The sequence below is a fragment of the Bradyrhizobium nivariense genome (assembly GCF_029846695.2).
Classification (GTDB): domain Bacteria; phylum Pseudomonadota; class Alphaproteobacteria; order Rhizobiales; family Xanthobacteraceae; genus Bradyrhizobium.
In genome coordinates, this window is record NZ_JARWCR020000001.1 from 352,712 (window position 1) to 378,494 (window position 25,783).

The following is a 25,783-nucleotide window of genomic DNA, read 5'->3' on the forward strand; positions in this document are numbered from 1 at the left end:
TGTTATTGTTGACGTCCACTCAAAGCGCGCGATAGAGATCCGCGGTTGCTCGCAGCTTCGCGAGGTAGTCATTGACAGGAGCCATGGCCGCGACCGCGTCCTGGTAGCTCACCTCGCTGAAGGCAATGAACGATCCCGGCGCCGCCTGGCCGAGACGCCAGAGGTCGGCCTGAATCACGGCGGCCATCTTCGGATAGCCGCCCGCCGTATTGGCGTCGCTCATCTGGATGATCGGCTCGCCGGCCGGCGGCACCTGCACGACGCCAGCCACCACACCATGCGAGCGCATCTCGACCGGTGCGTCCAATGCCAGCTTGCCGCCAGTGAGACGGTAGCCGCCCCGGTCGCTCCGGGCGCTGATCTTCCAGGTCGTGGACCAGAATGCGGCCTGCATCGCTTCCGAAAACAGGTCATATTCGCCGGCCCGCATGACGCGCACCGGCAGCACGCGCTCCTTCGATGGACCACGGCTATTGATCGACAGATCGGGCGGCTCGACGCCAAAATCGAAGCGGCCGTCGCTTTTACACAGCGAACTCCCGATCGGCACGACGTCGCCGGCCTGCAAGGTACGCCCCTCGAGCCCACCGAACCCGGCACGGAGATGCGTGCTGCGCGAGCCCAGCACACGCGGAACATCGATGCCGCCGCCGAACGTGGCGTAGACCCGCGCGCCACGCCGCGGCGCGGTGACCGCGAGAATGTCGCCCGCCTTCGCCCGCGTGCACCACCACGGCCGGACGGTTGATCCCGCCAGCGTGGATTCGTGATCGGCGCCGGTGAGCGCAAATGCGGTGTCGGCCGAAAAGCGCAGGCGGAACGGAAAGGTCTGGATCTCGATGCCGGCCGCACCGTCAACATTGCCGAGCAGCGCATTGCCGGCCGCGAGCGCGACGGGATCCATGGCGCCGGAGGCGCTCACGCCGAAACGGCGCGCGCCGTGGCGCCCAAGATCCTGGATCGTGTTGAAGGCAGAGCTGGTCAGTATCTCGATCACAGCTCGATCCGATCGATCCTGAATCTGACACGGTCGCCCGGAAGCATGAGCGAAGGCTGTTCAGACCGTGGGTCGAACATCGCGACCGAGGCCCATCCGATCGCGTTCCATCCATTCGGACTTGTCAGCACCGCGACGCCGGTCTGCATCCCGCCGATGGTCACCGAGCCTGCGCGCATGTTGATCGACGGCACCGATTTGCGCGGCATGTGGATGCGCGGATCAAGGCCATGGAGGTAGCCGAACCCCGGCGAGCTCGCGACGGCGCAGACGGTGTAGTCGCCTTCGCTGTGGATCCTGATGACGTCGCGCTCGGACAGTCCGGCACGGCTTGCGACCGCCGGCAAATCGAAGCCGAGCTCCCCGCCATAGACCACGGGAATTTCGATCACCTTGCCGTCGGCCTTGCGGCTGCGCACACGATGCCATAGTTCGACGATCGAAGCGCTGAGCATGCCGATATCCGCAGGCGGCTGCTCGAACAGGAGCATCACGTTGGTGACGCCAATGACGGCCTCCTGGACGTTGGGCCAGGTGGAAACCGCATCCGCAAGGGCCCAGATTCGCCCCTGCTGAACCAGGTCAAAGTCACCCGGCGCCTCGACCAGCATCGCGAGCGTGCCGATCAGGCTGATCTTCGGGCTTTTCTCGATCGCGCCGACAAAGGGAGCGCTGGACTGATTAATCGACAAAAGGGCCTCGCTGGTGCAACGCCCGCGGCGCTGCCACCGTCAAGTCTAGCCAGGCAGCCGAAGCCGATCCAAGACGATGTTCGTCTGCGGGTATAAGGGATGTCGATTGCCCGCGAGGCGCCGCACTCGTCCCGAGCTTCAGTGACGGGCAATGACGTGATTGCTGGGCGACTCCCACCGCGCGACAACCTCCTCGCCCACGGCGTATCGAAGCCCCGCTTGCTGCGATTGATTCTGCTCGAATACGATGATCTGCCCACCGCTCGGCGTCTTGAGGTAGTAGTGACTGACAAATCCGCGATAGATCGCCTGGTCGACACGCGCCATCACGCTATTGGCACGTTGCTCCGTCGGACTCTGGCCAACGCGCTCGACGAGGATCGCTTCGGGCCTGATCGAGACCATCACGTCGCTGACGGATTGCGGTATCTGATCGACCTGAAGGCTCAATTCGGGCGATACACGAATGACCGCTCCGTTCCCGTTTCGCTGCTCGATGGGGCCCTCAAACAGATTTGACGCGCCGATGAACTGCGCGACGAATTTCGAGGTCGGGCGCTGGTAGATTTCTGTCGCCGAGCCGACCTGCTCGAGCTTGCCGTCACGCATCACCACGATCTTGTCCGCCATGGTGAGAGCTTCATCCTGGTCGTGGGTCACCATGATGGTGGTCAGGCCGAGCCTGCGCTGAAGCGCGCGCAGCTCGACCTGCATGCTCTCGCGAAGCCCCTTGTCCAGCGCCCCGAGCGGCTCGTCGAGTAGCAGCATGGCCGGCTCGATCACCAGGGCGCGCCCCAGCGCGACGCGCTGTTGCTGGCCGCCGGAGAGCTGCGCCGGATAACGCTTCCCGAAGCTGGAGAGTTGGACGAGACTGAGCGCTTCGCCCACCTTCCTTGCAGCATCGGCCTTGGATATCCCGCGCATCTCGAGGCCGAATGCGATGTTCTCCTCAACGGTCATATGAGGAAACAGCGCGTAGTTCTGGAACAACATCCCGACATTGCGGCGATGCACCGGAACGTCGGTCATCCTCTTGTCGTTGACGAACACGTCGCCGGATGTCGGGCGGATCAGCCCGGCGATCATGCGCAAGCACGTTGTCTTGCCGCATCCGCTCGGACCGAGCAGCGCCACCATGTGGCCCGGTTCGATCGTGAGCGAGACGTCGTTGACCGCAATGGTGCGGTTATATTCCTTACTGAGGCGGTCAAGCCTGACTTCGGAAGACCTCATGGCAACCTGCCTTAGCTCGTGAACACCTGATTATAGCGCTCCAGCCACGGACCGCGGCGCGGAACGATGAACTTCCAGTCCGGCGTGAACAGCCCGAGATCGGTTGCCTTGGTGTCGGGATAGGCCAGGAACTTGGCCGTCTTCGGCTTGAAGTCGATCCCGCCCACCGAGGGCGCGCTGAGCGTCTGCTCGGACAGCATCTTGGCGACCGAGGGCTCCAGAATGCGGTTGATCAGCGCACAAGCAAGCTCCGGTTCAGGCGCATTCTTGACCAGCGTCATGCTGTTGATGCCGGTGAACGCGCCTTCCTTGGGGAACGTCATGTCGAGCGGCATGCCCTTGGCCGTGTGCGGATAGATCGCCTTCGAATATTCGATGCCGCCGATCGTCGCCTGACCCTGGGCCACCTGGAGCACCTGCGCCTCGCTGTCGTAGATCGTCAGGACGTTGGGCTTGAGGGTTGCGAGCTTGTCCCAGCCGCTATCGACAAGGTATTGCGCTTCCTTCAGCGGCTTGCCCGTCGCGAGCGCCGTCGCCACGATGAGCATCAGCACGCTCTGCGTGTTCTTGGGCGTATTCAGCAGGATCTGCTTGCGATACTTGGCGTCGAAGATCTGCTCGTAGCTCTCGAGCGGCTTTGTCACCTGCGGATTGATGAACATGGCCGCACTGGAGATCGAGAAGCCGACGCCATAATCCTCCTCGAACAGATAGCGCGGATAGACCTTCGCAAGATTCGGGATCTTGCTCGTGTCGAGCTTGTCGATCAGCCCTTCCTGCTTGGCCTGGGGGATGCCGACATCGTCCATCATCATCATGCTGAAGCGCGGCGTATCGCGGGTGGCACGGAGGGCGGCGATGTTCGACAGCGTCGCGCCTTCGATCGTGAAGACGCGGCACTTGAACTCGGCCTCGAACTTGGGAATGACCTCTTTCTGGATGAGCTTGCCGAGCGCGGAATTGTAGACGCCGACATGCAGCTGCTTGACGTCCTGCGCCGACGCCCGACTGATGATCGTCGGGAAGGCAATCGCAGATGCACCGGCTTGAATGAGAGTCCTACGTGTCAGCTTCATGAGTCCAATCTCCATCTACCAATGCACATCAAGCGGCCAGCGCGCGGCGAAGGCCGACCAGTTTCTCCAGCAGCAGCACGCCGACCATCGCCATGAGGATGATGATCGTCGACATCGCCGGCACGGAAGGATCAAAGACGTTGACCAGTTGCCGCATCAGGACGAGCGGCACGGGTGAGTATTCCGAGTTCGCCAGCCACATCGTGACCGGGTAGTTGTCAAAGGACACCATGAAGGCGAACAGTCCGCCGGCGGCGACGCCCGAGGCGATCTGCGGCAACGTCACGCGCCAGAAGGTCCTCAGCCGGTTTGCGCCGAGAGTGCGCGCGGCATCCTCCAGATTCTCATCCACGAGCTGGAGGCTGGTGACGACGGTGCGGATGACATAGGGCGACGTCACGACTACGTGCCCGATCAGGAGGTTGAGCCGCGCATCCTGCGAGCCGAGCTTGGTCAGGACCTGAAGCAGCGCCAGGCCCGTGACCAGCGCCGGGAAAATCAGCGGCGACAGCAAGAACCCCTTGATCGCTGCCAGTCCAAAGAACTTGCCACGGACCAGCGCAAAGGCCGCGGGCACGCCGAACAGGAGCGAGCCCGCCGTCGTGCCGAGCGCGAGCAGAATGCTCAGCCTCATCGCCTCCAGGAAGTCTCTGTCCTGGAGAACCTTGGCATACCATTTCAGCGTGAAGCCCTGCGGCGGGAACGTCACGAAATAGGAATCGGAAACCGACACCGCCATGACGAGGAGCAGCGGCGCCAGGATGAACAGCATCATGCCGGCGGTGATGGTGTAGAGGATGAAGGCGCCGAAGCCGGAAAACCGCTCGTCCATCAGTCGGGCCTCCTGAGACGCCGTCCTTCCAGAAGCCACATCGAGACGCCGTTCACTGCGAGGACCAGGCCGACGAGAACGGCGGCAATGGCGGCGCCGAACGGCCAGTCGTAGACGACGAAGATCTGCTGCTCGATCAGATTGCCGAGCATGATCGCCGAAGCGCCGCCCAGGATCGCGGGAATGACGAAGGAGCCGGCGGTAAGCGAGAATACCAGGGTAAATCCCGCCACGAAGCCGGGCATGCTCAACGGCAGCGTCACGCGGAGGAACACCTTCCACCATGGCGCGCCTAACATCCGGGCTGCATCTTCGAGGTTGGGATCGATCTTGCTGAGCGCCGAGGCCAGCGGCAGAACCATCATTGGGAAGAACACGTGCAGCGACCCGATGACGACGGCTACCTCGGTGTAGAGGACCGATATCGGGGCATCGACGATATGCAGCGTCATCAGGATCCAGTTCAGCATTCCCTTCGGACCGTTCTGGAGCACGAGCTGCCAGCCGTACCCACGAACGACCACGCTGACGATGAGGGGCGCGATGACGATCAAGGTGATGATGCGCGTGACCATCGGACGGCTCTTGACCATCACCAGCGCAACCGGATAGGCGAGCACCGTCGCGAGCGCGGAGGTGATGATGCTGATCCGTAGCGTCGTCCAGAGCACGCGTGCGTAGAGCTCGACGTTGATCAGACGGGCGTAGTGCGCAAGAGTGAACGGACGGCCGATGATGCCGCGGCTGTCCTGTGTCTGGATGCTCGAAAGCAGCAGCCCCAGCGCCGGATAGAAGAAGAAGTACGTCAGGAATGCCAGCATCGGGACGGCGAGAAGCCCGACCGGGAGGGCCAGACGCCACGGCGACGCCCGCCGGGTTGCCGGTGGAGCTTGAATACTTAAAACCGCCACCGCATCGTCGCTGGTGGTCATCGCTGGCCGTCCTCGACTGCGCGATACCAAGGCAGTACCCCTCTTTGCACAAAGCTTATGCGTCGATATCCTACAGGACCAAGAACATCTTCGTTTAGGGGCATTAAGAAGGATTATGACAGTTGGTTCGGCATACTGCTCCGATCTTGGTCGACGAATGCCGCTGGTTGCATCTTTCGTTCTCCGCCGAAGGCCAAGCCCCCTGACATATCGGCGCGCCCGGTCAGCGCAGGCTTTCGCAGAAGCTCGCGATGCGCCGGCAGCCTTCCTTGAGTGATTCGGTATCGGTTGCGTAGGAAATGCGAAAGTACGGGCTCATGCCGTAGGCGCCGCCGGGCACCGCCGCGACATGCTGCTCTTCCAGCAGCGCCGAGATGAAGTCGGCATCGGATTCCAGCCGTCGCCCGCCCTTCGTGGACTTGCCGATGCAGCCAGCGATGTTGGGAAACACGTAGAAAGCCCCTTGCGGCTTGTGGCAGGTGATGCCGGGAACTTGATTGAGGAGCTTGACCACCAGATCGCGCCGGTCGCGATAAATGTCAGCGCGCTCCTTCAGGTAGTCCTGCGGTCCGTCCAGGACCGCGACGGCCGCTGCCTGGCTCACTGTGCAGATTCCGCCGGTCGCCTGACCGTGGACATTGTTCATCGCGGCGATCAGGTCCTTGGGGCCGCCGCAATAGCCGACCCGCCAGCCCGTCATGGCGTAGGCCTTGGACGCGCCGTTCACGGTTACGACGCGATTCTTCAACTGCGGCTCGACCTCCGCGATGGTGCAGAACTCGAAACCGTCATAAGTGAGATGTTCATAGATGTCGTCGGTGAGAATCCAGACGTCGGGGTGCTTCAGCATGACGTCGGCGATCGCGCGCATCTCCTCGCGCGTACAGGCAGCGCCAGTCGGATTGTTGGGAAAATTCAGGATCAACCACTTCGTCCGGGGCGTGATCGCCGCATCCAGGTCCGCCGGACGAAGCTTGAACTGGTTGTTCTCCGGGCAAGGGACCGTGATGGGCGTCGCCTCCGCCAGAAGAACGATGTCCGCATAGGTGATCCAGCCCGGTGCCGGAATGACCACCTCGTCGCCCGGATTGCAGGTAGCAAACAGAGCGTTGAAGATGATCTGCTTGCCGCCATTGGCGATCAGGATCTCGTCGAGAGCGTAGTCGAGATTGTTCTCGCGCTTGAACTTGCGCTGGACAGCGGTCCGCAGCGCGACGGTCCCCGGCTGCGCCGGATATTTGGTATCGCCGGCAAGGGCCGCCCGATGTGCGGCCTCGATCGCATGCGGCGGCGTCGGAAAATCGGGCTCGCCGGACGACAGGCCCACGATCTTGACGCCCGCGTCCCGGAGCTCGCGCGCCTTGTCCGTCATCGCCGCCGAGGCCGATACTTTCACTGTCTTGAGGCGGTTTGCGAGTTCAGGCATTGTCGGCTCCACTTCTCATCTCTTTCAAACGTGCGGCCTCGGATCGGCTCGCAAATCGCAGTTCGCCGACGACCTGAAACGTGGGTACGACCTCAATCGTCGCGACGTTCATCCGCGCCGGCGATCCCACCGCGAACGCAATGGCATCCGCGATGTCCTCGGACTGGAGCGTCTCGAACGTCCCGACGAAGCGGGCATCCGGATTGTCGGCGGCATTCTGGTTCTGGAAGATGCTGGTCGCGACACGCCCAGGTGATAGCTCGGTGACGCGAACGCGGGTGCCGTAGAGATCGACGCGCAACTGCTGCGACAGCGAATGAATCCCCGCCTTCGTCGCGTGATAGGCCACGGACGAATTGAATGTCGTGGCGTTCTCGCCGAAGGCATAGTGGCCGGCGATCGACGAGATATTGACCACGTGGCCGCGGTTGCGCCTCGCCATGCCTGGTGCGATCAGCCGCGTCAGGTGCAGGACTGCACGCAGATTGACGTCGACCAGGGTGTCGACATCATCAGGCGCCATCTCCAGGATATTGCCGCGCCGCGACCGACCGGCATTGTTGACGAGAATGTCGAATTCCGTCGAGCTCGCCAGCCGCCTCAAGCCGTCGAGATCGTTCATATCGACGGCGCATGCGTGGCATCCGGTCTCGTCCGACAGGCTGGCCAGCCGGCGAACATCGCGCGCCAATGCGTGAACCTCGATCCCCTCGGCGCGGAGGCGCCGAACCGTCGCAGCCCCAATACCTGAGGACGCGCCCGTCACCAACGCCGTTCGGTAGTCCGAAAATCCCATCCGCAAGGCTCTCTTGCAGTCAGCCAAAGCGGCGGAAAGTTACGTGCGGAGGCCGAAGCGCGCATAGAGCGGATTTGTTCTGCCCTCATAAGGACATCCAATATCCCGGCCGAAGTAGCAGGCTCGCGAGCCATAAGCACGCCCAATGCCGGCAGAGTGAATTTCTCTTACTCGCCGTCACGCGTGTCCCCTTACATTTCGTGATACTCTTGGCTCACCCGTGGGAGACGGACTCGGATGTTGGAAGTCGGCAATCGGATCGTCTTGGTCTCCGGGGCTTCGCGCGGCATTGGACGCGCCGTCGTCGACCGGCTCCTGGCGTCGGGCTTCCGCGTATCGGCGGGGCTTCGCGACCCGAGCCGGCTCGCGGAAAGCGAGAGACTCATGACGCACCGTTATGATGCCGAAGACGCCAAGAGCCCGGCCGCGTGGGTCAACGCGACGGTCGCACGATGGGGCGGCGTCGACGCCATCGTCAACACCGCCGGCATCAATCCGAAGGTCCGTGTCTCCGACGAGGGTGAGAACGAGCTGGATGAAATGTGGCGCGTGAACGTCAAGGGTCCCCTGCGCCTCATCAGAGCCTCCCTCCCTCATTTGGCCGTCTGCGGTCACGGCCGGGTTATCAATCTAGGGTCCCTCTCCGGAAAGCGCGTGGGAAGCAACGTCGGCTATGCCTTGACCAAGTTCGCCGTGGTTGCACTCACCCACGGCATTCGCCGGGAAGGTCGCGCGGCCGGCATTCGGGCGACGGTGATCTGCCCGGGCTACGTTGCGACCGACATGACGCTGAACGACGACGAAATTCCCCGCCACGAGATGAGCCAGCCTGGCGACATCGCCGGCCTTGTGGAAACCGCACTCATGCTGCCGAACAACGCCTCGGTCTCCGAGATGCTCGTGCACTGCCAGTTCGAGCCGATGCTTTAAAGCCTGGGCGAGACAATTGCATTCGTTGCAGGAACGCCGGTCGAACAGCCCGAGCAAACCGGTGGCCGATGGAACGGTCGAAGCGTTCGGCCAGTTCGGATCCGGAACAGGGCCGTTCAATCAATGAGGTCAACAATGCATGGGGCAAGGACATCGACGACAGAGTCTCAACATGGCAGTAGAGCTTGTCGCATCAGCGATGGACGAATTCGATGGCGAAGTGACCGAACTTCTCGGCCGCGATTGGCCTCAAATTGAATGTCAGACCCTCCCTTATCTGGCCCACGGCAATGGCCGCACGATCAATTGCGAACGATTAATTCTGCCAGACTTTCCAACGGTCCGGCGCTGGCAACAGCGTCGCCTACATCAGCCTCCGCAACCTCGAACGCCCTCGGAGGCGAGGATAGACGTACGCGAGGTGAAGCAACTGCTCAGCTTGGTACTGCAGGTTCCGGGGCGTTCACCGCGCAGATCGCTAGCTGGCCGATTGTTTACTAGGACAGGCGGAGAAAGCGACGAGTGACTGCCGCTCTCGCGCTCCAAGCGATTATTCCTAACGTTGTTCGTCAAGCAACGGCGCGCGCGGTCGCATTCGCCGCAGCGCCGTCAAGGAATCCGGTCAACCGCCGCCGGATGATCTGCTCGGCTTCCGCCATGATGCGGTCGACCAGCTCCTTCACTGTCGGGATATCGTTGATCAATCCGACCACCATGCCGCAGCTCCAGGCGCCGGCGTCCATCTCGCCATCGACCATTACTCTGGGGTAGACACCCGCCACCTGCTCATGGATGTCCTCGATCTTGAGGCTCGCCCCCTTTTCGCGCTCGACTTCAAGCAGCTGATCGACGCCCTTGTTCTTCAGCACGCGCTCGGTGTTGCGCAGCGCACGCATCACCAGCACGGTGTCGAGCTCGGTGGCTTCGACCAGCGCCTGCTTCACGTTGGCATGGACGGGGGCTTCCTTGGTCGCGATAAAGCGGGTGCCCATATTCATTCCGGCCGCGCCCATCGACAGTGCCGCAACGAGGCTCCGCGCATCCGCCATGCCGCCCGAGGCCACGAACGGAATCTTCAGTTCATCCGCCGCGCGCGGCAGCAGGATCATGTTCGGGATATCGTCCTCGCCGGGATGGCCACCGCATTCGAAGCCATCGACGCTGACGGCATCGCAACCGATTCTCTCCGCTTTCAGCGAATGCCGCACCGAGGTGCATTTGTGGATCACCTTGATGCCGGCCGCCTTCAGCGCGGGCATGTACGCCTCCGGGCTGCGGCCGGCGGTCTCCACCGCCTTGACGCCGCCTTCCTTGATGGCTGCGATATATTCCGGATAGGGCGGCGCGGTGAAGCTCGGCAGGAAGGTCAAGTTTACACCGAACGGCTTGTCGGTCATGTCACGGCAGCGCGCAATTTCCTTCGCCAGCAATTCCGGCGTCCGCTGGGTGAGGCCGGTGATGATGCCGAGACCGCCAGCGTTCGACACCGCGGCTGCCAGCTCGGCAAAGCCGACATAATGCATGCCGCCCTGGATGATCGGACGCTGGATGCCGAACAGTTCAGTGATTGCTGTCTTCACGTGCGCTTCTCCGCTTTCCGATCAGTTGACGATTTCAAACAGGCCCGCCGCGCCCATGCCACCGCCGATGCACATGGTCACCACGCCATACTTCGCCTTGCGCCGCCGTCCCTCGATCAGGATATGCCCCGCAAGCCGGCTGCCCGTCATGCCATAGGGATGGCCGATCGCGATCGAGCCGCCATTGACGTTCAGCTTGTCCGGGTCGATGCCGAGCTTGTCGCGGCAGTAGATCACCTGGACGGCATAGGCTTCATTCAGCTCCCAGAGATCGATGTCATCGATCTTCAGACCGTGCCGCTTGAGAAGGCGCGGGATTGCAGCGACCGGACCGATGCCCATTTCGTCCGGCTCGACGCCGGCGGCGACGAAGCCACGAAAGATGCCGAGCGGCTTCAGGCCTTTCTTCGCGGCGATCTTGTCGCTCATGATCACGCAGGCCGATGCGCCGTCGGAGAGCTGGCTGGCATTGCCGGCCGTAATGGTCTTGCCTTCGAACACCGGCTTGATTTTCGCCAGTCCTTCCGCCGTCGTTTCGGGGCGCGGACCTTCATCCTTCGACAGCGTCACTTGCTGATAAGTGACCTCCTTGGTGTCCTTGTTGACGACGGCCATCCTGGTGGTGATCGGCACGATCTCGTCATTGAAGCGACCGGCCTGCACCGCGGCGCCGATGCGGCGCTGACATTCAAGGCTGTATTCATCCTGCCGGTCGCGGCCGATCTTGTAGCGCTCAGCAACGATCTCGGCGGTGTCGAGCATCGACATGTACATCTCAGGCTTCATCGCCATCAGCTCGTCGTCAACGGCATGGAACCTGTTCATGTGCTCGTTCTGCACCAGGCTGATCGATTCGATGCCGCCTCCAATCGCGATCTCAACGCCATCCAGCATGATCGAGCGTGCCGCGACCGCGATCGCCTGCAGGCCGGAGGCGCACTGCCGATCGATCGTGGTGCCGGCAACGGTGACCGGCAGGCCGGCACGAATCGCCCCCTTGCGTGCGACGTTCATCACCATGGTGCCCTGCTGCATCGCGCAACCCATCACCACGTCTTCGACCTCGCCCGGATCAATGCCCGAGCGCCTGACCGCTTCGGCCATCACATGGCCAGCCATGGTCGGCCCATCGGTGCTGTTCAGCGCGCCCCGATAGGCCTTGCCGACACCGGTACGGGCGGTGGAAACGATAACTGCCTCTGTCGTCATGCTGGCCTCTTTTGTTACGCAGCCGCGTCGAGCTGCACATAAAGCAGCAGATGGTGAGCGGGATCGCCGAACTGGATGTTGATGGAGGAGATTCGCTTGAAGTAATGACCGACGTTCAATTCGTCGGTCATACCCATGCCGCCGTGGAGTTGCACCGCCTGGTCGGCGATAAACTTGCCGGCATACCCGACCTTCGACTTGGCGCCGGAGGCGAGGCGCGAAATACCGCTCTCGCCGGCGCCGAGGCTGAGATTGAGATGCTGCATCAGGGAAAGCGCCTCCTGATGGGCGATGAACATGTCGACCATCCGGTGCTGCAACACCTGGAAGCTGCCGATGGTGACGCCGAACTGCTTTCGGGCCTTGGAGTATTCCAGCGTCGCGGAGTTCAGTTCGGCCATCGTGCCGACCGCCTCGGCGCAGAGCGCGCCGATGGCCCTGTCACGGCAGGCTTCCAGCAGGGCGACGCCCTCGCCCTCGCTGCCGAGCAACTCGCCGCGAACGTCGCGGAAGGTGATTTCCGCGGCGCGGCGGCCGTCGATGGTCTTGAAGCTGCGCAGATCCAGATTGGCCGCCCGGGCATCGACGACGAACAGGCTGACGCCGGCGCGATCGTCGCGCTGGCCCTTGGTGCGGGCGGAGACGATAAGATAGTCCGCCCAAGGCGCCGCGATGACGGCGGTCTTCTCACCACTGAGCATGTAGTCCTTGCCGTCGCGCCGCGCCGCGGTCGCGACATTGGTAAGATCGAAGCGCGCGCCTTTTTCGGTCCATGCCAGCGCCCAGATCTTCTGTCCGGCGATGATATCGGGAATCAAGGCCTGCTTCTGCTCTTTGGACCCTGCATGCTCGATCAAGCCGCCGGCCAGCACGACCGTTTCGACGTACGGTTCCACGACAAGGTGGCGGCCGAACTCCTGAGCAACGATCATGGTGGAGAGCGGGCCGCCACCGAGCCCGCCGCTCTCCTCGGAGAACGGCGCGGCAAGCAGGCCGAGCTCCGCAAAGGCGCCCCACTGCCTGCGGCTCCAGCCGTCTTCGCTGGCGACAATCTTGCGGCGTGCCTCGAAGCTGTACTGGTCGCGTAGCATACGCTGTACGCTGGAGCGCAACAGTTCCTGCTCTTCCGTGAACTGGATATCCATCCGATCCTCTTGTTGCGCTGTTGCTAGAGACCGAGCACCGCTTTGGCGATGATGTTGCGCTGGATCTCGTTCGATCCGCCGTAGATGCTGAGCTTGCGCGCGTTCAGGTACTTTTCCGACGCGGTGTGGCCGTAATCGGGACCCGGCATGAACTGGTTTGCGCTCAAAGTTTGCTCGCGAAGCGCCAGTCCGTAATTGCCGATGGCGCGATGCGTCAGCTCGGTAATGCCCTGGAAGATCTCGGTGCCGCGGATCTTGAACAGCGAGGCCGCAGGACCCGGATCGATGCCGCGCGCCATCTGGGCAATGACCCGCAACTCGGTGGCTTCGAGCGCAAGCACGTCGAGCTCGATTCGCCCGATTTCCTTGCAAAATTCGAGATGCGCCGGATCATCCGCGGGGATCTCCGCCTTCACGATCTTCTTCAACCGGTCGAGGTAGCGGGTCGACCGGCCGATTCCGGCCATGCTGGTGCGCTCGTTGCCCAGCAGGAATTTGGCATAGGTCCAGCCCTTGTTCTCCTCGCCGATCAGGTTCTCGACGGGGACGCGGACATCCTCAAGGAAGACGTCATTGACCTCGTGCGATCCGTCGATCGTGATGATCGGACGCACCGTGACGCCGGGCGATTTCATGTCGATCAGGAGGAACGAGATGCCGGCCTGAGGCTTGGCCGAGGGATCGGTACGCACCAGGCAGAAGATCCAGTCGGCGTGTTGCGCCAACGTCGTCCAGGTCTTGTGACCGTTGACGATGTAGTGGTCGCCGTCGCGCACGGCCTTGGTCCGGACCGTGGCGAGGTCCGAGCCCGAGCCCGGCTCGGAATAGCCCTGGCACCACCAATCCTCACCCGCAAGAATCCGCGGCAAGAACTTCTGCTTTTGCGCGTCGTTACCGAAGGTGTAGATGACGGGCCCCACCATGGTGACGCTAAACGCCAACGGCGGCAGCGTCCCGGCCCGGCTTGCCTCCTGCTCGAAGATGAAGCGTCTGGTGATCGACCAGCCGGGGCCGCCATATTCCTTGGGCCAGAGCGGCGCGATCCAGCCCTTCTTGTAGAGAATGCGGTGCCAGAGCAGCGATTGCTCTTTGGTCAGGTCGGTCTCCGGATTGGGGACCCGCATTTCCTTCGGATAGTTTTCGGCGATGAAAGCGCGCACCTCATCACGGAAGGCCGCGTCTTCGGGAGACAGTGCGAGTTCCATCGTGCGCGTCCTACCACTTCTCACCGAAGGGGCGGATTTCCAGCTCGAAGGTCCAGGCGCTCTTCGGCTGCTGATAAAGCTGCCAATAGGACGTCGCTACCGAGGCCGGCGGCATCAGCAGATCGGGATCATCGAGTGCGTTGGGGCCCAGCGCCTCCAGGCGCCGCTGCCGAACCCACTCGGTGTCGACGCCGGAATCGATAATGAGGTGGGCGACGTGGATATTCTTCGGGCCGAGCTCACGCGCCATCGCCTGCGCCACAGCGCGCAGTCCGAATTTGGCGCTGGCAAAGGCGGCATAGCCGCTACCGCCGCGCAAGGAAGCTGTCGCGCCGGTGAAAAAAATGTTGCCTTGCCCGCGCGGCAGCATCAGCCGGGCCGCCTCGCGCCCGGCAAGGAAGCCGGAGTAGCAGGCCATCTCCCAGACCTTGCGGAAAACGCGCTCGGTCGTGTCGAGGATCGGGAAGTTGACGTTCGCACCAATGTTGAAGATGCAGACATCCAAAGGCGCGTGCTTGTCGGCGTCGTTCAGGAAGGAGATGATCTCCTCCTCTTTGCGCGCGTCGAGCGAGCGACCGTGGATCTCGCCGCCGGCGGCCTCGATCTCCTTGACCAGCGGCGCCAGCTTGTCGCCGTTGCGCCGGCCGGCGAAGACGGTAAAGCCCTCGGAGGCAAATTTCTTGGCGATCTCGCCGCCGATGAAATCGCCCGCGCCGATCACGGCGACGGTTGCATTTCTTTTCTTCAAGAGTCTTCTCCCGGTTGGGTTAGGCTCGCTGTGTGCGAAGCTGTTCTGTCGGTCCTGGAACGTGGACCGCAATTTACGCGGCCGTCAGTCTCATCGAAACCGAGCGCTTGCGACTGCTTCGCCACGACCAATCGCCTCCCACCTGCAGAACATCGGCGCTTTTCAAAACTGCGCTTCACCGCGAAACATGCGTTCTTTTTTAGAACTCGTCAATCGCTATTTTAGCGGCACTGTCGGATCCCGAAGTGGCAACTTCACTGCCATATTCAAAGACCCGCGAGAACTCGTTTACAACGCGACTTTCAGCCGATACCGATAGCGTATCAAATAAGAACTTATGGGAGAGACGAACATGGGAGAAAGTCGCGGAGTCGCGATGCTGGTCGGCGCGGGTGATGCCATCGGCGCTGCCGTTGCGCGGCGGTTTGCCGGCGGCGGCTACACTGTTTGCATCTGTAGACGCGATGCGGCCAAATCCCAGGCGCTCGTCGATGAGCTCAGGGCGAAAGGCCTCGGCATCCACGCCTTCAGCATCGATGCCCGTCAGGAAGCCGACGTCCAGAAGCTGTTCGCGGACGTCGAGCGCGACATTGGCCCGATCGAGGTCTGCCTTTTCAATGCCGGTTCGAACGTCAACAAGCCCCTGCTGGAGACCACGGAGAAGCTGTTCTTCAAGGCCTGGGAGCTGGCCTGCTACGCCGGCTTCCTGGTCGGGCGCGAAGCCACGCGCGTCATGCTGCCGCGCGGGCGCGGCACCATCTTTTTTACCGGTGCGACCGCAAGCATCCGCGGCAGCAAGGGGTTCGCCGCGTTCTCATCGGCAAAATTCGGTCTCCGCGCGCTGGCCCAGGCCATGGCGCGCGAGCTCGGACCCAAGAACATTCATGTCGTCCATCTCATCATCGACGCCGGCGTCGATAGCGAAGCCATTCATCAGCGCATGAAGGCGGCCAAGGGGATCGAGGCCAGCGAGATACCTCCCGACAGCCTGACCAAGACCTCCTCGATTGCCGAAGCCTATTGGTTCGCCCATCAGCAAAGCCGCGACGGCTGGACCCATGAACTCGATCTTCGCCCTGCTGCAGAGAAATGGTGACATGAGCGACAATCCAGATCTCACTTTGTGGGGCGTCGGGACAAGCCGCACCGTTCGACCACACTGGGCGATGCACGAGCTGGACCTGGTTTACACGACCAAACCGATCGGCCCGCGGACCGGCGAGACCAAGACCGCCGAATACACCAGGCTCAATCCGCGCCAGAAGATTCCACTGCTGCAGGACGGCGACTTCCGCATCGGCGAAAGTGCGGCGATCGTCGCATATTTGTCGCGCATGTACTCCACGCCTGAGCGTGCATTGATTCCGGAATCCACCCGCGACTATGCCGCGTGGCTGGAATGGTGCTTCTTTATCGTCACGGAGCTCGACTCGACCAGCCTGTATGTGATGCGCCGTCACAGCGCCGATGCGCTCGGCCCGATTTACGGCGTTGCACCGGAGGTCGTTGCTCAAGCCGCGGAATATTTTCGGGCGCAGCTGCGCCACGTCGAGGTCGCGCTGGCCGACGGCCGGCATTTCATCATGGGCGAGCACTTCAGCAGCGCCGATATCCTGCTGACGACGTGCCTGGACTGGGCGGTCGCCTACGGCGTCGGCATTTGCGACAATGCCCAGCCCTATCTCGAGCGTATGCGAAGCCGGGAGGCTTACCAGCGTGCGGTTGCGGCGAATGTTCCGGCAGCACCGATTACACCGATGCCTGCCAGGGCTTGAGAGCCGATCGCCGATCTTGCGAAGCGCTTCAGCCTACACGGGCACGCGCAACGTGCGCGCGGCCACCATGTCGTCGATCGCGCGATCATCGTAACCCAGTTCGCGCAGCACCTCGCGCGAGTGCTCGCCGACGCGAGGAGCCGGTCCGCCGATCGCTGCCTGGTTGACCTCGAAACGGGCCGCGGGCTTGGGCTGCCGCACCCGGCCGACCTTCGGCTGATCGAACTCCGCGATGATCCCGCGCGCCACGACCTGCTCATTGTGGATGATCTCGCCGCGCCGCAGGATCGGCGCGCAAGGCACATCCGCAGCGTCCAGACGCTCCAGCCATTCGGCGGTCGTGTGCTGGCCGATATACTCCGCCATCTTGTTGATGCGCGCCGTCGCATTGACCGAACGCGCCGAGGGAGTCGCGAACCTGGGATCGTTGGCAAGCTCGGGATCGCCGGACGCGCAGCAGAAGCCCTGCCATTCGGAATCGGAGATGGTGCCGGCCGTGATGTAGCCGTCGCTGGTCTTGAACACGAGATCCGGCCGGTCATTGGGATCGGCGGCGGCAGCCTCGGCTCCGACCACGGTGTACTGCATCATGCCTTCCGGCCAGAGATAGGAGATCATGGCATCCAGCATCGCGACCTGGATATGATCCCCCTGCCCGGTCTTCTCACGCGCATAAAGCGCGGCCGCCACTGCCTGCGCGGTGAACACGGCGGTGGTCTTGTCGCACACGATGGTGCGGATCATCTGCGGGCGATTGGTGACCGGCTGCGACTGGATATCGGCAAAGCCCGACAGGCCCTGAATGATCGGATCGTAGACGCGCTTCTTCACATAGGGTCCGGTCTCGCCGACGCCGCTGATCGAAACATAGATCAGGCGCGGATGACGCCGGCGCAGCTCTTCGACGCCGAGGCCGAGGCGCTCCATGGTGCCGGGCCGGAAGTTCTGCACCAGGACATCGGCCCGCGCGACCAGTTTGGCCAGCACCTCGCGCCCGGCTGGGCTCTTGACGTCGATCGAGAGCGAACGCTTGCCGCGGTTTGACGAGATGAACAGCGCGGAGAACTCGCCGTCCTTGTCGATGGTGGCCCGGCTGCGACGGGTGATATCGCCGCCGATCGGCTCGATCTTGAGCACGTCGGCGCCCTGATCTGCCAGAAACATGGTCGCAAACGGGCCCGACACCACGCCGGTCAGATCGAGGACACGAACGCCGCCAAGCGGACCAGCCATTTCACTCTCCCTGGATTTTTTCTGCCAACGGGCTGAGGTAAACTCTTCCCGCTGCCCCTCTCGTCACAATCGCCCGGACGGCAAGTCGGTAACTAGCCGGTCTTGGAAACGGACTGCCGGGTCTGTTCGACGATCGATTCCTCGACGTCCCGGAGTTGATCCTTACCGAAAAACATCTCCTTGCCGACGAAGAATGTCGGCGAACCGAAGGCACCGCGGGCGACGGCGTCATTGGTCAAGTCGATCAGCTTTTTCTTGACGTCATCCTGCTGAGCGCGCGCAACCAGCCTGTCGATGTCGATCCCCGAGGAAGCAAATGCGCTCCGGAACACTTCGGGATCGTCCATCTTCTTGGGCTCTTCCCACATATGATGATAGGCGGCGCGGAAATAGGGTTCGAACACGCCCTCGAACTGGGCCGCGACGGCGCCGCGCATCAGCATCAAGGTGTTGACCGGAAAGAATGAGTTCTGGCGAAATTTCGTGATGTTGTGGCGCCGGATAAACCGCTCGGTCTCGAGCGCCTGGTATTCCGGCTTGTTCTTGATCCCGCGAAGCGAGTCGAACGGCGACATGTTGCCTGTGGCCTTGTAGATCCCGCCGAGCAGGACCGGGACGTACTCGAATTTCGCGCCGGTCCGCCGCTCGATCCCGGGAATGGCGACTTCCGCCAGATAGGCATTCGGGCTGCCGAAATCGAACTGGAATTCAACCTTGGGGGTCATGAGCGCTTTCTCCCGTAGAGCGCATTGGATGATCAGAGAGCGGCGATCCAATCGCGTGCCTTGCCTGATTAACCCTACAGTTCTAAAATTGAACTGTCAAACTTGGTCGGCTTTATGCTGGTTTTGCTGTTATATCGGGTATTGTTTGGAATTCAGTACCTATCTAGAATGCAAAGGAAATGCGACGGCCTCAGCGACGATTCGAGGCGGGTCATGCCGGGACGACTGGAGAGTACGGGATGAAGTGGAAGGAACTCGAGGAAGAGCCGTGTTCGATGGCTCGAACCATCGGCGTGATCGGGGACCGCTGGACCCTTCTGATTCTGCGCGAATGCTTTCTGCGCACGCGCCGCTTCGAAGGATTCCAGTCGGCGCTCGGAATTACCCGTCATCTCCTCGCCGAACGGCTGAAGAAGCTGGTTCGGCAGGGCATCCTGCGCCGCATTCCCTACCAGGAGGCGCCCAAGCGTCACGAATATATCCTGACCCAGAAGGGCCTCGATCTTTATCCGATCATGATGGCGCTCGTGCATTGGGGCGACACGCACATGGTCGACGAGCGCGGCCGGCCGTTGCTGCACCAGCACCGCAAATGCGGAAAGGACTTCGACCCGGTCATGGTGTGTTCTGAATGCGTCGAGCCGCTTCTGGCCAAGGAGGTTCATACCCATCCAGGCCCAGGCGCCCAAAGCCCGCTGACGATCGCGGCCCCTGACAAGCCGAAGGCAAAGGCGCGCCGCAGCGCCGCTTGAGCCGGCCACCGACATCACGCACTGAGCGCATCCTCAGACTCGAATCACGGCTGCGTCGGGTTCGTTGCAGTGGAGACGGTCCGCTTGATCAGCGCGGTGTTTGAGCACAGCACGTTGATTGACATAGGCCTTGTCGGTGATTTCTCCCGCGGCCAATGAGGGCGGATCCTTCAGCAGGGTGAATGAGCAGATCTTTTCGCTGCTTCCAACAGCCTCATTGTAGTCCCGCAAACGATGCCTCAGGAATTCGATCACTCGGGGATCGCAGGTCAAATCAGCAGCCGGCGCGTTCGAAATCCGCGCCGCCTCGGTCGGGTTCAGCCAGCATAGCAGCGCGCAGGCTTCACGGTTTTCTCCCGCAACGACAATGTCAAGCAGTACGCCGCGCGTTGCGGCCAGGATGGCGGCACGCATCGCTCCGATCGCAACCCAGGTGCCGTTCGCGAGCTTGAAGTTCTCGGAAATTCTGCCCGTGAAACGCAGACCGAGCTCCGGCTTCTCGGGATCGATAAACGACACGGTGTCGCCGATGCGATAGAACCCCTCCTCGTCGAAGGCCTTCTCGGTGAGATCGGCCCTGCCGAGGTAACCGGGGGTGACGTTGGGCCCCTTCACCCTGGCCTCGTACGTGTCGGAAACAGGGATCAGTTTCAGCTGCACGCCCGGCGCGGGAAGACCAATCTCGCCCGGCCGATCCGTTGCCCAATGCGTCGTGCTGATTGTCGGCGCCGTCTCCGTCGTCCCATAGCCCGACATCACCGGAATCCGCTGGCCCGTGATCGACGATGTCAGCCGATAGAGTCTTTCGAGCGTGCCTTGCGAAATGGCAGCGCCCGCGTAGCTCAATCGATCCAGCCGTTTGAAGATGCTCGCGCCGAGGGCGGCGTCGTTCTCGATGGCGTCACACAACAGGTTATAACCGGCGGGCACGTTGAACATCGCCGTCGGCGAGATCTCCTTGAGGTTCGCCACCGATTTGTGAAAGAGCTGAGGCAGCGGCCGGCCGTCATCGATGTAGAGCGTCCCGCCGTTCTTGAGAATGCCGTGAAGAATGACGTTGCTGCCCATCGTATGGTGCCACGGCAGCCACTCGACCTGGACCGGCGCCTCCGGAGGCGACACGAGCAGGCTCCCCATTTGCAGGGAGCTCGCCATCATGCGGTGCGTGTTCAGCACGCCCTTTGGCAGCCCGGTTGAACCGGACGTGAAGAGAATTTTCGCAACGGCGTCAGTGGGGACCGCGCTCGATGCTTGCGTAAATCCTTTCCACTCCGTTCGATCCGTCAGGACGCGGAAAGGCGTCGTGTCCGGCGCGCCATCGACGCTGATCCAGGCAGAGTCTCCCAACTCGGGAACGGAGCGAGCCGCGGAAAAGTCGCGTCCACTCTGAACGAAAACGAAGTTCGGACGCAGCACCTGTGCGATGTCCTTGAGGCGCGCAAGGCCGCCGGGCATCAGCGTGTAGTTCGGCGATATCGGCGCCAGAATGACGCCTATCGACATCGCCGCAAAGGAGATCACCGCGTTCTCGATGGAGTTGCCCGAAAGCACGGCCAGCCGGTCAGCCAGCTTTGCGCCCATGTCGATCAGGCTCTGGCCGACCGCCTGGACTTGCGACCATGCTTCGCCATAGGTGATCTCGTCCCATCCCCCTTTGGCATTGCGTTGCGCGAGGAATATTCTGTCCGGAGCCGCGCTTGCCCAGCGCGGCAGAAAATCGGTGACGCGCCAGTCGCATGGCCCCAATTCGAGGGGCGACCTCAATACAAGCGTGCCGTCGGTCCGGCGCTCGACAGAGAGCTCCCTTGGCGCAAACGTCAATGGCTTCGTCGACATCGGAAACGATCTCCTGAATTACCGCGGATGGATAGAACGGGCGGGCTGCGCCAGAGTCACTCGGACCTGGCGTCCAGGACTTCTCCGAAGGCTTGCCACGTGGTGCCGGTCCAGCGCTGCAGCCGCATCTGCGTCCAGGTCATGTTCTCGGTCTCGCTGGTGTTGACCTTGATCCCGGGCAGCACAGTCGGAACGACGACGTCCTTCAGGTTCTTCGCCTGCGCCAGAATATTCTTCCGCGACAGATCATCACCGCATTGCTTGAGGATCTGCTCGAGCAGGACGCCTTGCTGATAACCGGTCAGATAGCTGCCGTTGGTGATATCGGCGCCCGACAGATACTTGTCGAAAAATGCCCGGTAGGCCTGCATGCCCGGGTCATCCTTCCATGTCTCATCCAGAATATCCTTGTTGGTCGTCCCGACCATCACGCCGACCGATTTGTCGAGGCCGGCCGGTGCGAGCGTGCCTCCGACCGATCCGGACGGGAAATTGATGATCACGGTCGCCTTCCAGCCGATCACCGAAGCTTGCCGGATGGCCTGTGCCGCGAACTTCGGCGTCCCGGCGATCACCAGGGCCTCGGCACCCGAGCTCTTCAGATTGGTAATCTGCGAATCAATCGTCGGTTCGGTGACCTCGTAGGAAGCACTGACGACCTTGCGGTCGAAATCCTTGCCGAGAAACGCCTTGAAGGCACCGAGGTAATCTTTGCCGAGATCGTCGTTCTGATAGAGGATGGCATACTTGGCGTTCGGCAGCGTTCTCGTCAGGTATTTGGCGTAGATTCTTCCTTCGGTGTCGTAGCTGACAAGACCCGTGGTGATCAGCGGGTAATTGGCGACATCGGTGAATTTGGACGAGCCACTGACGATAGCGACACTCGGTACCCCCTTGGCCTTCAGGTATTTTGCAGTGGCCGAAATGCCGGGCGTGCCGAGCTGGCCGAACATGAACGACACTTCGTCGCTTTCGACGAGCTTGCGGACGTGCTCCACCGCCTTGGGGGGACTGTATCCGTCGTCATAGGCGATGTAGTTGATCTTGCGTCCGTTGACGCCGCCGCGGTCATTCAAGGCCTGAATGTAGGCCATGAGCCCCTTGCCCACGAGACCGATCGATGACGCCGGTCCGCTGAAAGGAAAAACCCCGCCGATCTTGATCTCGGCGGCAGAGACTCCCGGCTCGTCGGCGGCGAATGCGGGGCCGCTCAGGAATAGAGCCAGAGCCGCGACGATCTTCCATCTCACCAGCATCGCTCGTCCTCCCAAACGTGCACCCTTTTCCAGGTGTGCGGCTTTGTTTTGTTGCGCCGGTGGCGGCTCGTCGCGCGCCCTTGCGAAGAGGCATCGCACTGAACGGGTCGAGCCGTAAATCCGGCACGTCGCGGCCGTTGCGTTCGGCCATCTTGTCTTGCAGATTACAGTTCTTTTTTTGAACTCGTCAAGCGATTAGACCGTTGTTGGCCGGTCCCATGCGCGATAGGGTCTGTCTAAACAAGGCCAACGATCCGGTCTTGCAAGTCGCAGTTGGTTCGCTGTACCTTCCGACCATCGACCCTATAGTCACTTCTGTTTTTGAACTTAGTGTAAGGACCGCAATGCGCAAAGCAGGGATACACAATTTTCCGGCAATCGATCGCGTCGTTTACGGCAAAGCCGCCTCTGACGCCGTGAATGATGAAGCGGTGCGAATGGACGCCAAGCGCGTCTTCCTGATCGTTAGCCGAACCCTGAACACCAAGACCGATGAGATCGAGAAGATCCGGCGCACACTCGCCGGCAGGCATGTCGCGACCTTCGACGGGATTGCAGAGCACACCACGCGCAAGCAAGCTGCCGAGGTGGCCCGTCAAGCCAACGACGCAGGAGCCGATCTGATCGTGGCGGTCGGCGGAGGCTCGGCGATCGACCTTGCGAAGATCGTTATCATGGCGATCGAGCATGATATCCGCGACGAAGCGGGTTTCGATCCGTTTCCCATGGGCCCAGGCGTAACCGCCTCGCCGTTCCGGGCGCCCAAGGTCCGACAGATCGCGGTCCCGTCCACACTGAATGGCGGCGAATACAATGCAGCAGCGCTCGTCACGGATGAACGCAGCAGGCTGAAGCAGATCTTCTTCCATCCCCGCATGATGCCGGTGGCGATCATTCTCGACCCTGCCCTCACCGTTCATACGCCTTCCAAGCTCTGGATGGGATCGGGAACGCGCTCAATGGATCACGGCATCGAAGCATTGTGCTCACCTGCCGGCACCCCGCTCGCCGACGAGGTGGTCCTGGCCGGCATCCGCACCCTGCGCGAGGGAATGCTCCGGACCTTGCAGCAACCTGATGACCTGGAGGCGCGTCGACTGTCTCAATACGGCGCGTGGCTCGCCGCTTTCGGCCTCCAGGCGCGGGTCCCGATGGGAGCCAGTCACGGCATCGGCCATGTGCTTGGAGGGACCTTCGGCGTTCCTCACTACTACTGCACACCTGTCATCATGCCGAGCCTTCTTCGCTACAACAAGCCATTCACCGAGGATGCGCAGAATCGGTTGGCGACGGCTCTTGGCGGACCGGGTATGGAAGCAGCAGCAGCCTTTGCAGAGTTCACCAATAGACTTGGACTACCAGGCCGCCTCGCTGATGTCGGCATCGGCGAAGACAAGTTCGATCAGATCAGCAAGATTGCGATCAATCATCGCTTCGTCCAGGCCAATCCGCGGCCTTTTAAAAGCGAAGCCGACATTGTCGATCTGTTGCGAATGGCCGCCTAGCCGAATTCGCACAGGAAAACCCAGCCGTGACAATCAGCTCCGTTTGCAGAACTGTGGTCCGGTCGGGCGCTTGTCACGTTGCGCTGATCCGGCAATGACTCCATTGCAGTTCGAACGCGAGCTTTCGATCGAGCCGAACGACGCGGTTCGTGGACAACTCAAAGAGGTGGTCTCAATGCGTCGCGCTGTCGCTACAGGATTGGGATTGGTATCGCCGCTGGGTTGCGGCAGCGAACTGGTATGGTCGCGCTTGCGCGCGGCCCGTTCAGGACGACGCACTCCGCCGCGGCGCCCAGCCGATCGCCGAAATCGCCGGCTATGGCACGACTGCTGATGCCTACCACATCACGTCGGGACCCGAGGACGGCGACGGTGCGCGTCGCGCGATGGAAGGCGCCTTGAGGCAGGCCGACCTCAAGCCCGGTATAGTGATGACACTATACGCCGATCACCAGTTCATCCATATGGTCCCTTCCGTCGACTTCGAGGAACAGCGGCGTTTCAGGCAAGGCACCCAGGCTGCGGAACTGATCGACTATTTTTCGGCGAGTGCTGCCAGGGGCAGAACAGATTGTCCGTTTTGTCCGCTCCAATATCCTATTCTACGACGAGCACGTAATCGACCTGTCCCATTGGATCTGCGCGCTGTATCGAATGGGTGAAGATATAGAAACAAGGGAAAAGCCGAACAGCAATCTGGCCGTGTCCGCCCAAACAAAAACGTCGCACGAGACCTGCTTTGTTCTCGGCACCTCTCCAGCGAAGGTCTTGGAAAATAAGATTTTCCTTTGGTGGGCGCACCAGGGCTCGAACCTGGGACCCGCTGATTAAGAGTCTCATGTTCTACGAACAGAGACAGGTACTTAGCTGTAAAATTTCTACGAACAGAGACAGGTACTTAGCTGTAAAATGATCATTCAATGAGCCTATATAGATCAATAGGTTACACGTGCAGTGTAAATCGCACGCGCAACCCGCGAGCCCTGCGTCCCGAACGTAAGTAGCAACCGAAAAGTTCAACAAAAACAGTGAACTTCGCTTCTGGTTGACCACCTTTATTGCTGTATGTTCGTATCCCTCCGGCGGCGACCGCCTTGTGTAGTTTGAGAGTCGGCCCGAGGATTTGACCTTAAGTCTAGCTTTAAGGTCACGTCGGGAATGCAGGTCAATGTGTTGGGCGCCGAGCGTCGGCGGCGATGGAGTTACGACGAGAAGGTTCGCCTTGTCGAAGAGACCTTGCAGCCTGGGGAAACGGTCTGCGGGGTTGCACGCCGGCACGGGGTGGCTCATAGCCTGCTGTTCACCTGGCGTCGACAAGCGCGCCAGGGGCGACTGGGCGGAGATGCTGCGCCTGCTCTTGTTCCCGTCGAGATCGCACCTGTAGCGGCTCCGATCTCGAGCGGCGCACCACAACTGGCGTCTTCCCCGCCTGCGCAGCGTGCAAGGGCTGGAATCATTGAGATCGAGCTCGGGGGCGGCTGCCGTGTTCGCGTTGACCGTGACGTGGATGTTGAGGCGCTGCAGCAGGTTCTTGAGCTCTTGCGACGACGATGATCCCGATTCCGAACGGCGTCAGGGTCTGGATTGCCACTGGCCACACCGATATGCGTCGCGGCATGCGAAGCTTGGCTCTCACAGTTCAGGAAAGCCTGAAGCGCGATCCTCATGCTGGCGATCTCTACATCTTCCGGGGCCGCAGCGGCGACCTGGTCAAGATTCTTTGGCATGATGGGTTGGGCATGTCGCTCTATGCCAAGCGCCTGGACCGAGGCAAGTTCATCTGGCCTTCGGCGTCGGACGGCGCAATATCGATCTCTGCGGCGCAGATGGCTTACATGCTGGAGGGGATCGACTGGCGTAATCCGCAACTGAGCTGGCGCCCGCAGAGCGCAGGCTGAGC

24 protein-coding genes and 1 pseudogene are annotated in these 25,783 nt (G+C 61.7%); 8 read left to right on the plus strand and 17 right to left on the minus strand.

Annotated features, from left to right (window positions below; translation table 11 throughout):
- Positions 1-19 precede the first annotated feature (19 nt).
- The 8 genes from QCM77_RS01740 to QCM77_RS01775 form a co-directional block, all read right to left on the minus strand.
- Positions 20-997: a 5-oxoprolinase subunit C family protein gene (locus tag QCM77_RS01740; protein WP_279681634.1), complete on the minus strand. Its 978-nt coding sequence runs from the start codon at positions 995-997 to the stop codon at positions 20-22.
- A complete protein-coding gene (pxpB, locus tag QCM77_RS01745; RefSeq protein WP_279665750.1) occupies positions 994-1,689 on the minus strand; it encodes a 5-oxoprolinase subunit PxpB in 696 nt (231 codons plus the stop codon). Before pxpB ends, QCM77_RS01740 begins: the two co-directional genes overlap by 4 nt.
- 138 nt (positions 1,690-1,827) lie before the next feature.
- On the minus strand, positions 1,828-2,922 hold the full coding sequence (locus QCM77_RS01750; protein ID WP_279665749.1) for an ABC transporter ATP-binding protein: 1,095 nt from the start codon (positions 2,920-2,922) through the stop codon (positions 1,828-1,830).
- Between the two features lie 11 nt (positions 2,923-2,933).
- Entirely contained in the window at positions 2,934-3,998 is a 1,065-nt protein-coding gene (locus tag QCM77_RS01755) for an extracellular solute-binding protein (RefSeq protein WP_279681636.1), read from the minus strand.
- Between the two features lie 28 nt (positions 3,999-4,026).
- A complete protein-coding gene (locus QCM77_RS01760; RefSeq protein WP_279665747.1) occupies positions 4,027-4,830 on the minus strand; it encodes an ABC transporter permease in 804 nt (267 codons plus the stop codon).
- Positions 4,830-5,762 carry an ABC transporter permease gene (locus QCM77_RS01765; protein WP_279665746.1) on the minus strand — a complete coding sequence of 311 codons (933 nt, stop codon included), beginning with the start codon at positions 5,760-5,762 and terminating at the stop codon, positions 4,830-4,832. The genes QCM77_RS01760 and QCM77_RS01765 overlap by 1 nt, the downstream gene beginning before the upstream one ends.
- A gap of 223 nt (positions 5,763-5,985) precedes the next feature.
- Positions 5,986-7,188: a pyridoxal phosphate-dependent aminotransferase gene (locus QCM77_RS01770; RefSeq protein WP_279665744.1), complete on the minus strand. Its 1,203-nt coding sequence runs from the start codon at positions 7,186-7,188 to the stop codon at positions 5,986-5,988.
- Positions 7,181-7,984, minus strand: coding sequence for an SDR family oxidoreductase (locus QCM77_RS01775; protein ID WP_279681637.1), 804 nt, complete (start codon positions 7,982-7,984; stop codon positions 7,181-7,183). The genes QCM77_RS01770 and QCM77_RS01775 overlap by 8 nt, the downstream gene beginning before the upstream one ends.
- A 237-nt stretch (positions 7,985-8,221) precedes the next feature.
- On the opposite strand from QCM77_RS01775, the gene QCM77_RS01780 reads away from it, so the two are divergent.
- Complete coding sequence (locus QCM77_RS01780) at positions 8,222-8,914, plus strand: SDR family NAD(P)-dependent oxidoreductase (RefSeq protein WP_279681638.1); 693 nt, start codon at positions 8,222-8,224, stop codon at positions 8,912-8,914.
- Positions 8,915-9,483: 569 nt separating this feature from the next.
- Here the strand turns inward: QCM77_RS01780 and QCM77_RS01785 are convergent.
- From QCM77_RS01785 to QCM77_RS01805, 5 genes are read right to left on the minus strand one after another with little or no spacing between them, the layout of a single operon-like run.
- Complete coding sequence (locus tag QCM77_RS01785; RefSeq protein ID WP_279681639.1) at positions 9,484-10,494, minus strand: NAD(P)H-dependent flavin oxidoreductase; 1,011 nt, start codon at positions 10,492-10,494, stop codon at positions 9,484-9,486.
- A 21-nt stretch (positions 10,495-10,515) separates the two neighbouring features.
- The gene (locus QCM77_RS01790) at positions 10,516-11,703 is read right to left on the minus strand and encodes an acetyl-CoA C-acyltransferase (RefSeq protein ID WP_279681640.1); all 1,188 of its coding nucleotides are present in this window, start codon (positions 11,701-11,703) and stop codon (positions 10,516-10,518) included.
- Between the two features lie 14 nt (positions 11,704-11,717).
- Positions 11,718-12,848 (minus strand): acyl-CoA dehydrogenase family protein, encoded by a 1,131-nt coding sequence (locus QCM77_RS01795; RefSeq protein ID WP_279681641.1) that lies wholly within the window; start codon positions 12,846-12,848, stop codon positions 11,718-11,720.
- 23 nt (positions 12,849-12,871) lie between these two features.
- Positions 12,872-14,053 carry an acyl-CoA dehydrogenase family protein gene (locus tag QCM77_RS01800; protein WP_279681642.1) on the minus strand — a complete coding sequence of 394 codons (1,182 nt, stop codon included), beginning with the start codon at positions 14,051-14,053 and terminating at the stop codon, positions 12,872-12,874.
- A 10-nt stretch (positions 14,054-14,063) separates the two neighbouring features.
- Complete coding sequence (locus QCM77_RS01805; protein ID WP_279665734.1) at positions 14,064-14,801, minus strand: SDR family oxidoreductase; 738 nt, start codon at positions 14,799-14,801, stop codon at positions 14,064-14,066.
- Positions 14,802-15,153: 352 nt separating this feature from the next.
- On the opposite strand from QCM77_RS01805, the gene QCM77_RS01810 reads away from it, so the two are divergent.
- On the plus strand, positions 15,154-15,897 hold the full coding sequence (locus tag QCM77_RS01810) for an SDR family NAD(P)-dependent oxidoreductase (RefSeq protein WP_279681643.1): 744 nt from the start codon (positions 15,154-15,156) through the stop codon (positions 15,895-15,897).
- Positions 15,860-16,576: a glutathione S-transferase family protein gene (locus QCM77_RS01815; RefSeq protein ID WP_462804279.1), complete on the plus strand. Its 717-nt coding sequence runs from the start codon at positions 15,860-15,862 to the stop codon at positions 16,574-16,576. Before QCM77_RS01810 ends, QCM77_RS01815 begins: the two co-directional genes overlap by 38 nt.
- A 33-nt stretch (positions 16,577-16,609) precedes the next feature.
- On the opposite strand, the gene QCM77_RS01820 is transcribed toward QCM77_RS01815, so the two are convergent.
- Positions 16,610-17,809: a CaiB/BaiF CoA transferase family protein gene (locus tag QCM77_RS01820; protein WP_279665732.1), complete on the minus strand. Its 1,200-nt coding sequence runs from the start codon at positions 17,807-17,809 to the stop codon at positions 16,610-16,612.
- Between the two features lie 92 nt (positions 17,810-17,901).
- The gene (locus tag QCM77_RS01825; RefSeq protein ID WP_279681644.1) at positions 17,902-18,534 is read right to left on the minus strand and encodes a 2-hydroxychromene-2-carboxylate isomerase; all 633 of its coding nucleotides are present in this window, start codon (positions 18,532-18,534) and stop codon (positions 17,902-17,904) included.
- A gap of 239 nt (positions 18,535-18,773) precedes the next feature.
- On the opposite strand from QCM77_RS01825, the gene QCM77_RS01830 reads away from it, so the two are divergent.
- Entirely contained in the window at positions 18,774-19,286 is a 513-nt protein-coding gene (locus QCM77_RS01830) for a winged helix-turn-helix transcriptional regulator (RefSeq protein WP_279681645.1), read from the plus strand.
- 33 nt (positions 19,287-19,319) lie between these two features.
- Here the strand turns inward: QCM77_RS01830 and QCM77_RS01835 are convergent, their stop codons facing one another.
- Complete coding sequence (locus QCM77_RS01835; protein WP_279681646.1) at positions 19,320-21,122, minus strand: AMP-binding protein; 1,803 nt, start codon at positions 21,120-21,122, stop codon at positions 19,320-19,322.
- Positions 21,123-21,178: 56 nt separating this feature from the next.
- Entirely contained in the window at positions 21,179-22,378 is a 1,200-nt protein-coding gene (locus QCM77_RS01840) for an ABC transporter substrate-binding protein (RefSeq protein WP_279681647.1), read from the minus strand.
- A gap of 344 nt (positions 22,379-22,722) precedes the next feature.
- On the opposite strand from QCM77_RS01840, the gene QCM77_RS01845 reads away from it, so the two are divergent.
- The 4 genes and pseudogenes from QCM77_RS01845 to tnpB all read left to right on the plus strand — a co-directional run bounded on the left by QCM77_RS01845 (position 22,723) and on the right by tnpB (position 25,781).
- A complete protein-coding gene (locus QCM77_RS01845) occupies positions 22,723-23,883 on the plus strand; it encodes an iron-containing alcohol dehydrogenase (RefSeq protein WP_279665726.1) in 1,161 nt (386 codons plus the stop codon).
- A gap of 269 nt (positions 23,884-24,152) precedes the next feature.
- Positions 24,153-24,545, plus strand: a pseudogene (locus QCM77_RS01850) (hypothetical protein); the annotation flags it as partial.
- 496 nt (positions 24,546-25,041) lie between these two features.
- Positions 25,042-25,437, plus strand: a complete 396-nt coding sequence (gene tnpA / locus QCM77_RS01855; RefSeq protein WP_462676064.1) for an IS66-like element accessory protein TnpA — start codon at positions 25,042-25,044, stop codon at positions 25,435-25,437.
- On the plus strand, positions 25,434-25,781 hold the full coding sequence (gene tnpB / locus QCM77_RS01860; RefSeq protein ID WP_279668862.1) for an IS66 family insertion sequence element accessory protein TnpB: 348 nt from the start codon (positions 25,434-25,436) through the stop codon (positions 25,779-25,781). Before tnpA ends, tnpB begins: the two co-directional genes overlap by 4 nt.
- The last annotated feature ends 2 nt before the right edge of the window (positions 25,782-25,783 follow it).

What these genes read in the sequence shown, in the direction of transcription:
- QCM77_RS01750 (WP_279665749.1), bottom strand. Translation starts at nt 2,922, where the DNA reads ATGAGGTCTTCCGAAGTCAGGCTTGACCGCCTCAGTAAGGAATATAAC.
- QCM77_RS01755 (WP_279681636.1), bottom strand. Translation starts at nt 3,998, where the DNA reads ATGAAGCTGACACGTAGGACTCTCATTCAAGCCGGTGCATCTGCGATT.
- QCM77_RS01760 (WP_279665747.1), bottom strand. Translation starts at nt 4,830, where the DNA reads ATGGACGAGCGGTTTTCCGGCTTCGGCGCCTTCATCCTCTACACCATC.
- QCM77_RS01765 (WP_279665746.1), bottom strand. Translation starts at nt 5,762, where the DNA reads ATGACCACCAGCGACGATGCGGTGGCGGTTTTAAGTATTCAAGCTCCA.
- QCM77_RS01770 (WP_279665744.1), bottom strand. Translation starts at nt 7,188, where the DNA reads ATGCCTGAACTCGCAAACCGCCTCAAGACAGTGAAAGTATCGGCCTCG.
- QCM77_RS01775 (WP_279681637.1), bottom strand. Translation starts at nt 7,984, where the DNA reads ATGGGATTTTCGGACTACCGAACGGCGTTGGTGACGGGCGCGTCCTCA.
- QCM77_RS01780 (WP_279681638.1), top strand. Translation starts at nt 8,222, where the DNA reads ATGTTGGAAGTCGGCAATCGGATCGTCTTGGTCTCCGGGGCTTCGCGC.
- QCM77_RS01790 (WP_279681640.1), bottom strand. Translation starts at nt 11,703, where the DNA reads ATGACGACAGAGGCAGTTATCGTTTCCACCGCCCGTACCGGTGTCGGC.
- QCM77_RS01795 (WP_279681641.1), bottom strand. Translation starts at nt 12,848, where the DNA reads ATGGATATCCAGTTCACGGAAGAGCAGGAACTGTTGCGCTCCAGCGTA.
- QCM77_RS01800 (WP_279681642.1), bottom strand. Translation starts at nt 14,053, where the DNA reads ATGGAACTCGCACTGTCTCCCGAAGACGCGGCCTTCCGTGATGAGGTG.
- QCM77_RS01810 (WP_279681643.1), top strand. Translation starts at nt 15,154, where the DNA reads ATGGGAGAAAGTCGCGGAGTCGCGATGCTGGTCGGCGCGGGTGATGCC.
- QCM77_RS01815 (WP_462804279.1), top strand. Translation starts at nt 15,860, where the DNA reads ATGAACTCGATCTTCGCCCTGCTGCAGAGAAATGGTGACATGAGCGAC.
- QCM77_RS01820 (WP_279665732.1), bottom strand. Translation starts at nt 17,809, where the DNA reads ATGGCTGGTCCGCTTGGCGGCGTTCGTGTCCTCGATCTGACCGGCGTG.
- QCM77_RS01825 (WP_279681644.1), bottom strand. Translation starts at nt 18,534, where the DNA reads ATGACCCCCAAGGTTGAATTCCAGTTCGATTTCGGCAGCCCGAATGCC.
- QCM77_RS01830 (WP_279681645.1), top strand. Translation starts at nt 18,774, where the DNA reads ATGAAGTGGAAGGAACTCGAGGAAGAGCCGTGTTCGATGGCTCGAACC.
- QCM77_RS01835 (WP_279681646.1), bottom strand. Translation starts at nt 21,122, where the DNA reads ATGTCGACGAAGCCATTGACGTTTGCGCCAAGGGAGCTCTCTGTCGAG.
- QCM77_RS01840 (WP_279681647.1), bottom strand. Translation starts at nt 22,378, where the DNA reads ATGCTGGTGAGATGGAAGATCGTCGCGGCTCTGGCTCTATTCCTGAGC.
- QCM77_RS01845 (WP_279665726.1), top strand. Translation starts at nt 22,723, where the DNA reads ATGCGCAAAGCAGGGATACACAATTTTCCGGCAATCGATCGCGTCGTT.
- tnpA (WP_462676064.1), top strand. Translation starts at nt 25,042, where the DNA reads ATGCAGGTCAATGTGTTGGGCGCCGAGCGTCGGCGGCGATGGAGTTAC.
- tnpB (WP_279668862.1), top strand. Translation starts at nt 25,434, where the DNA reads ATGATCCCGATTCCGAACGGCGTCAGGGTCTGGATTGCCACTGGCCAC.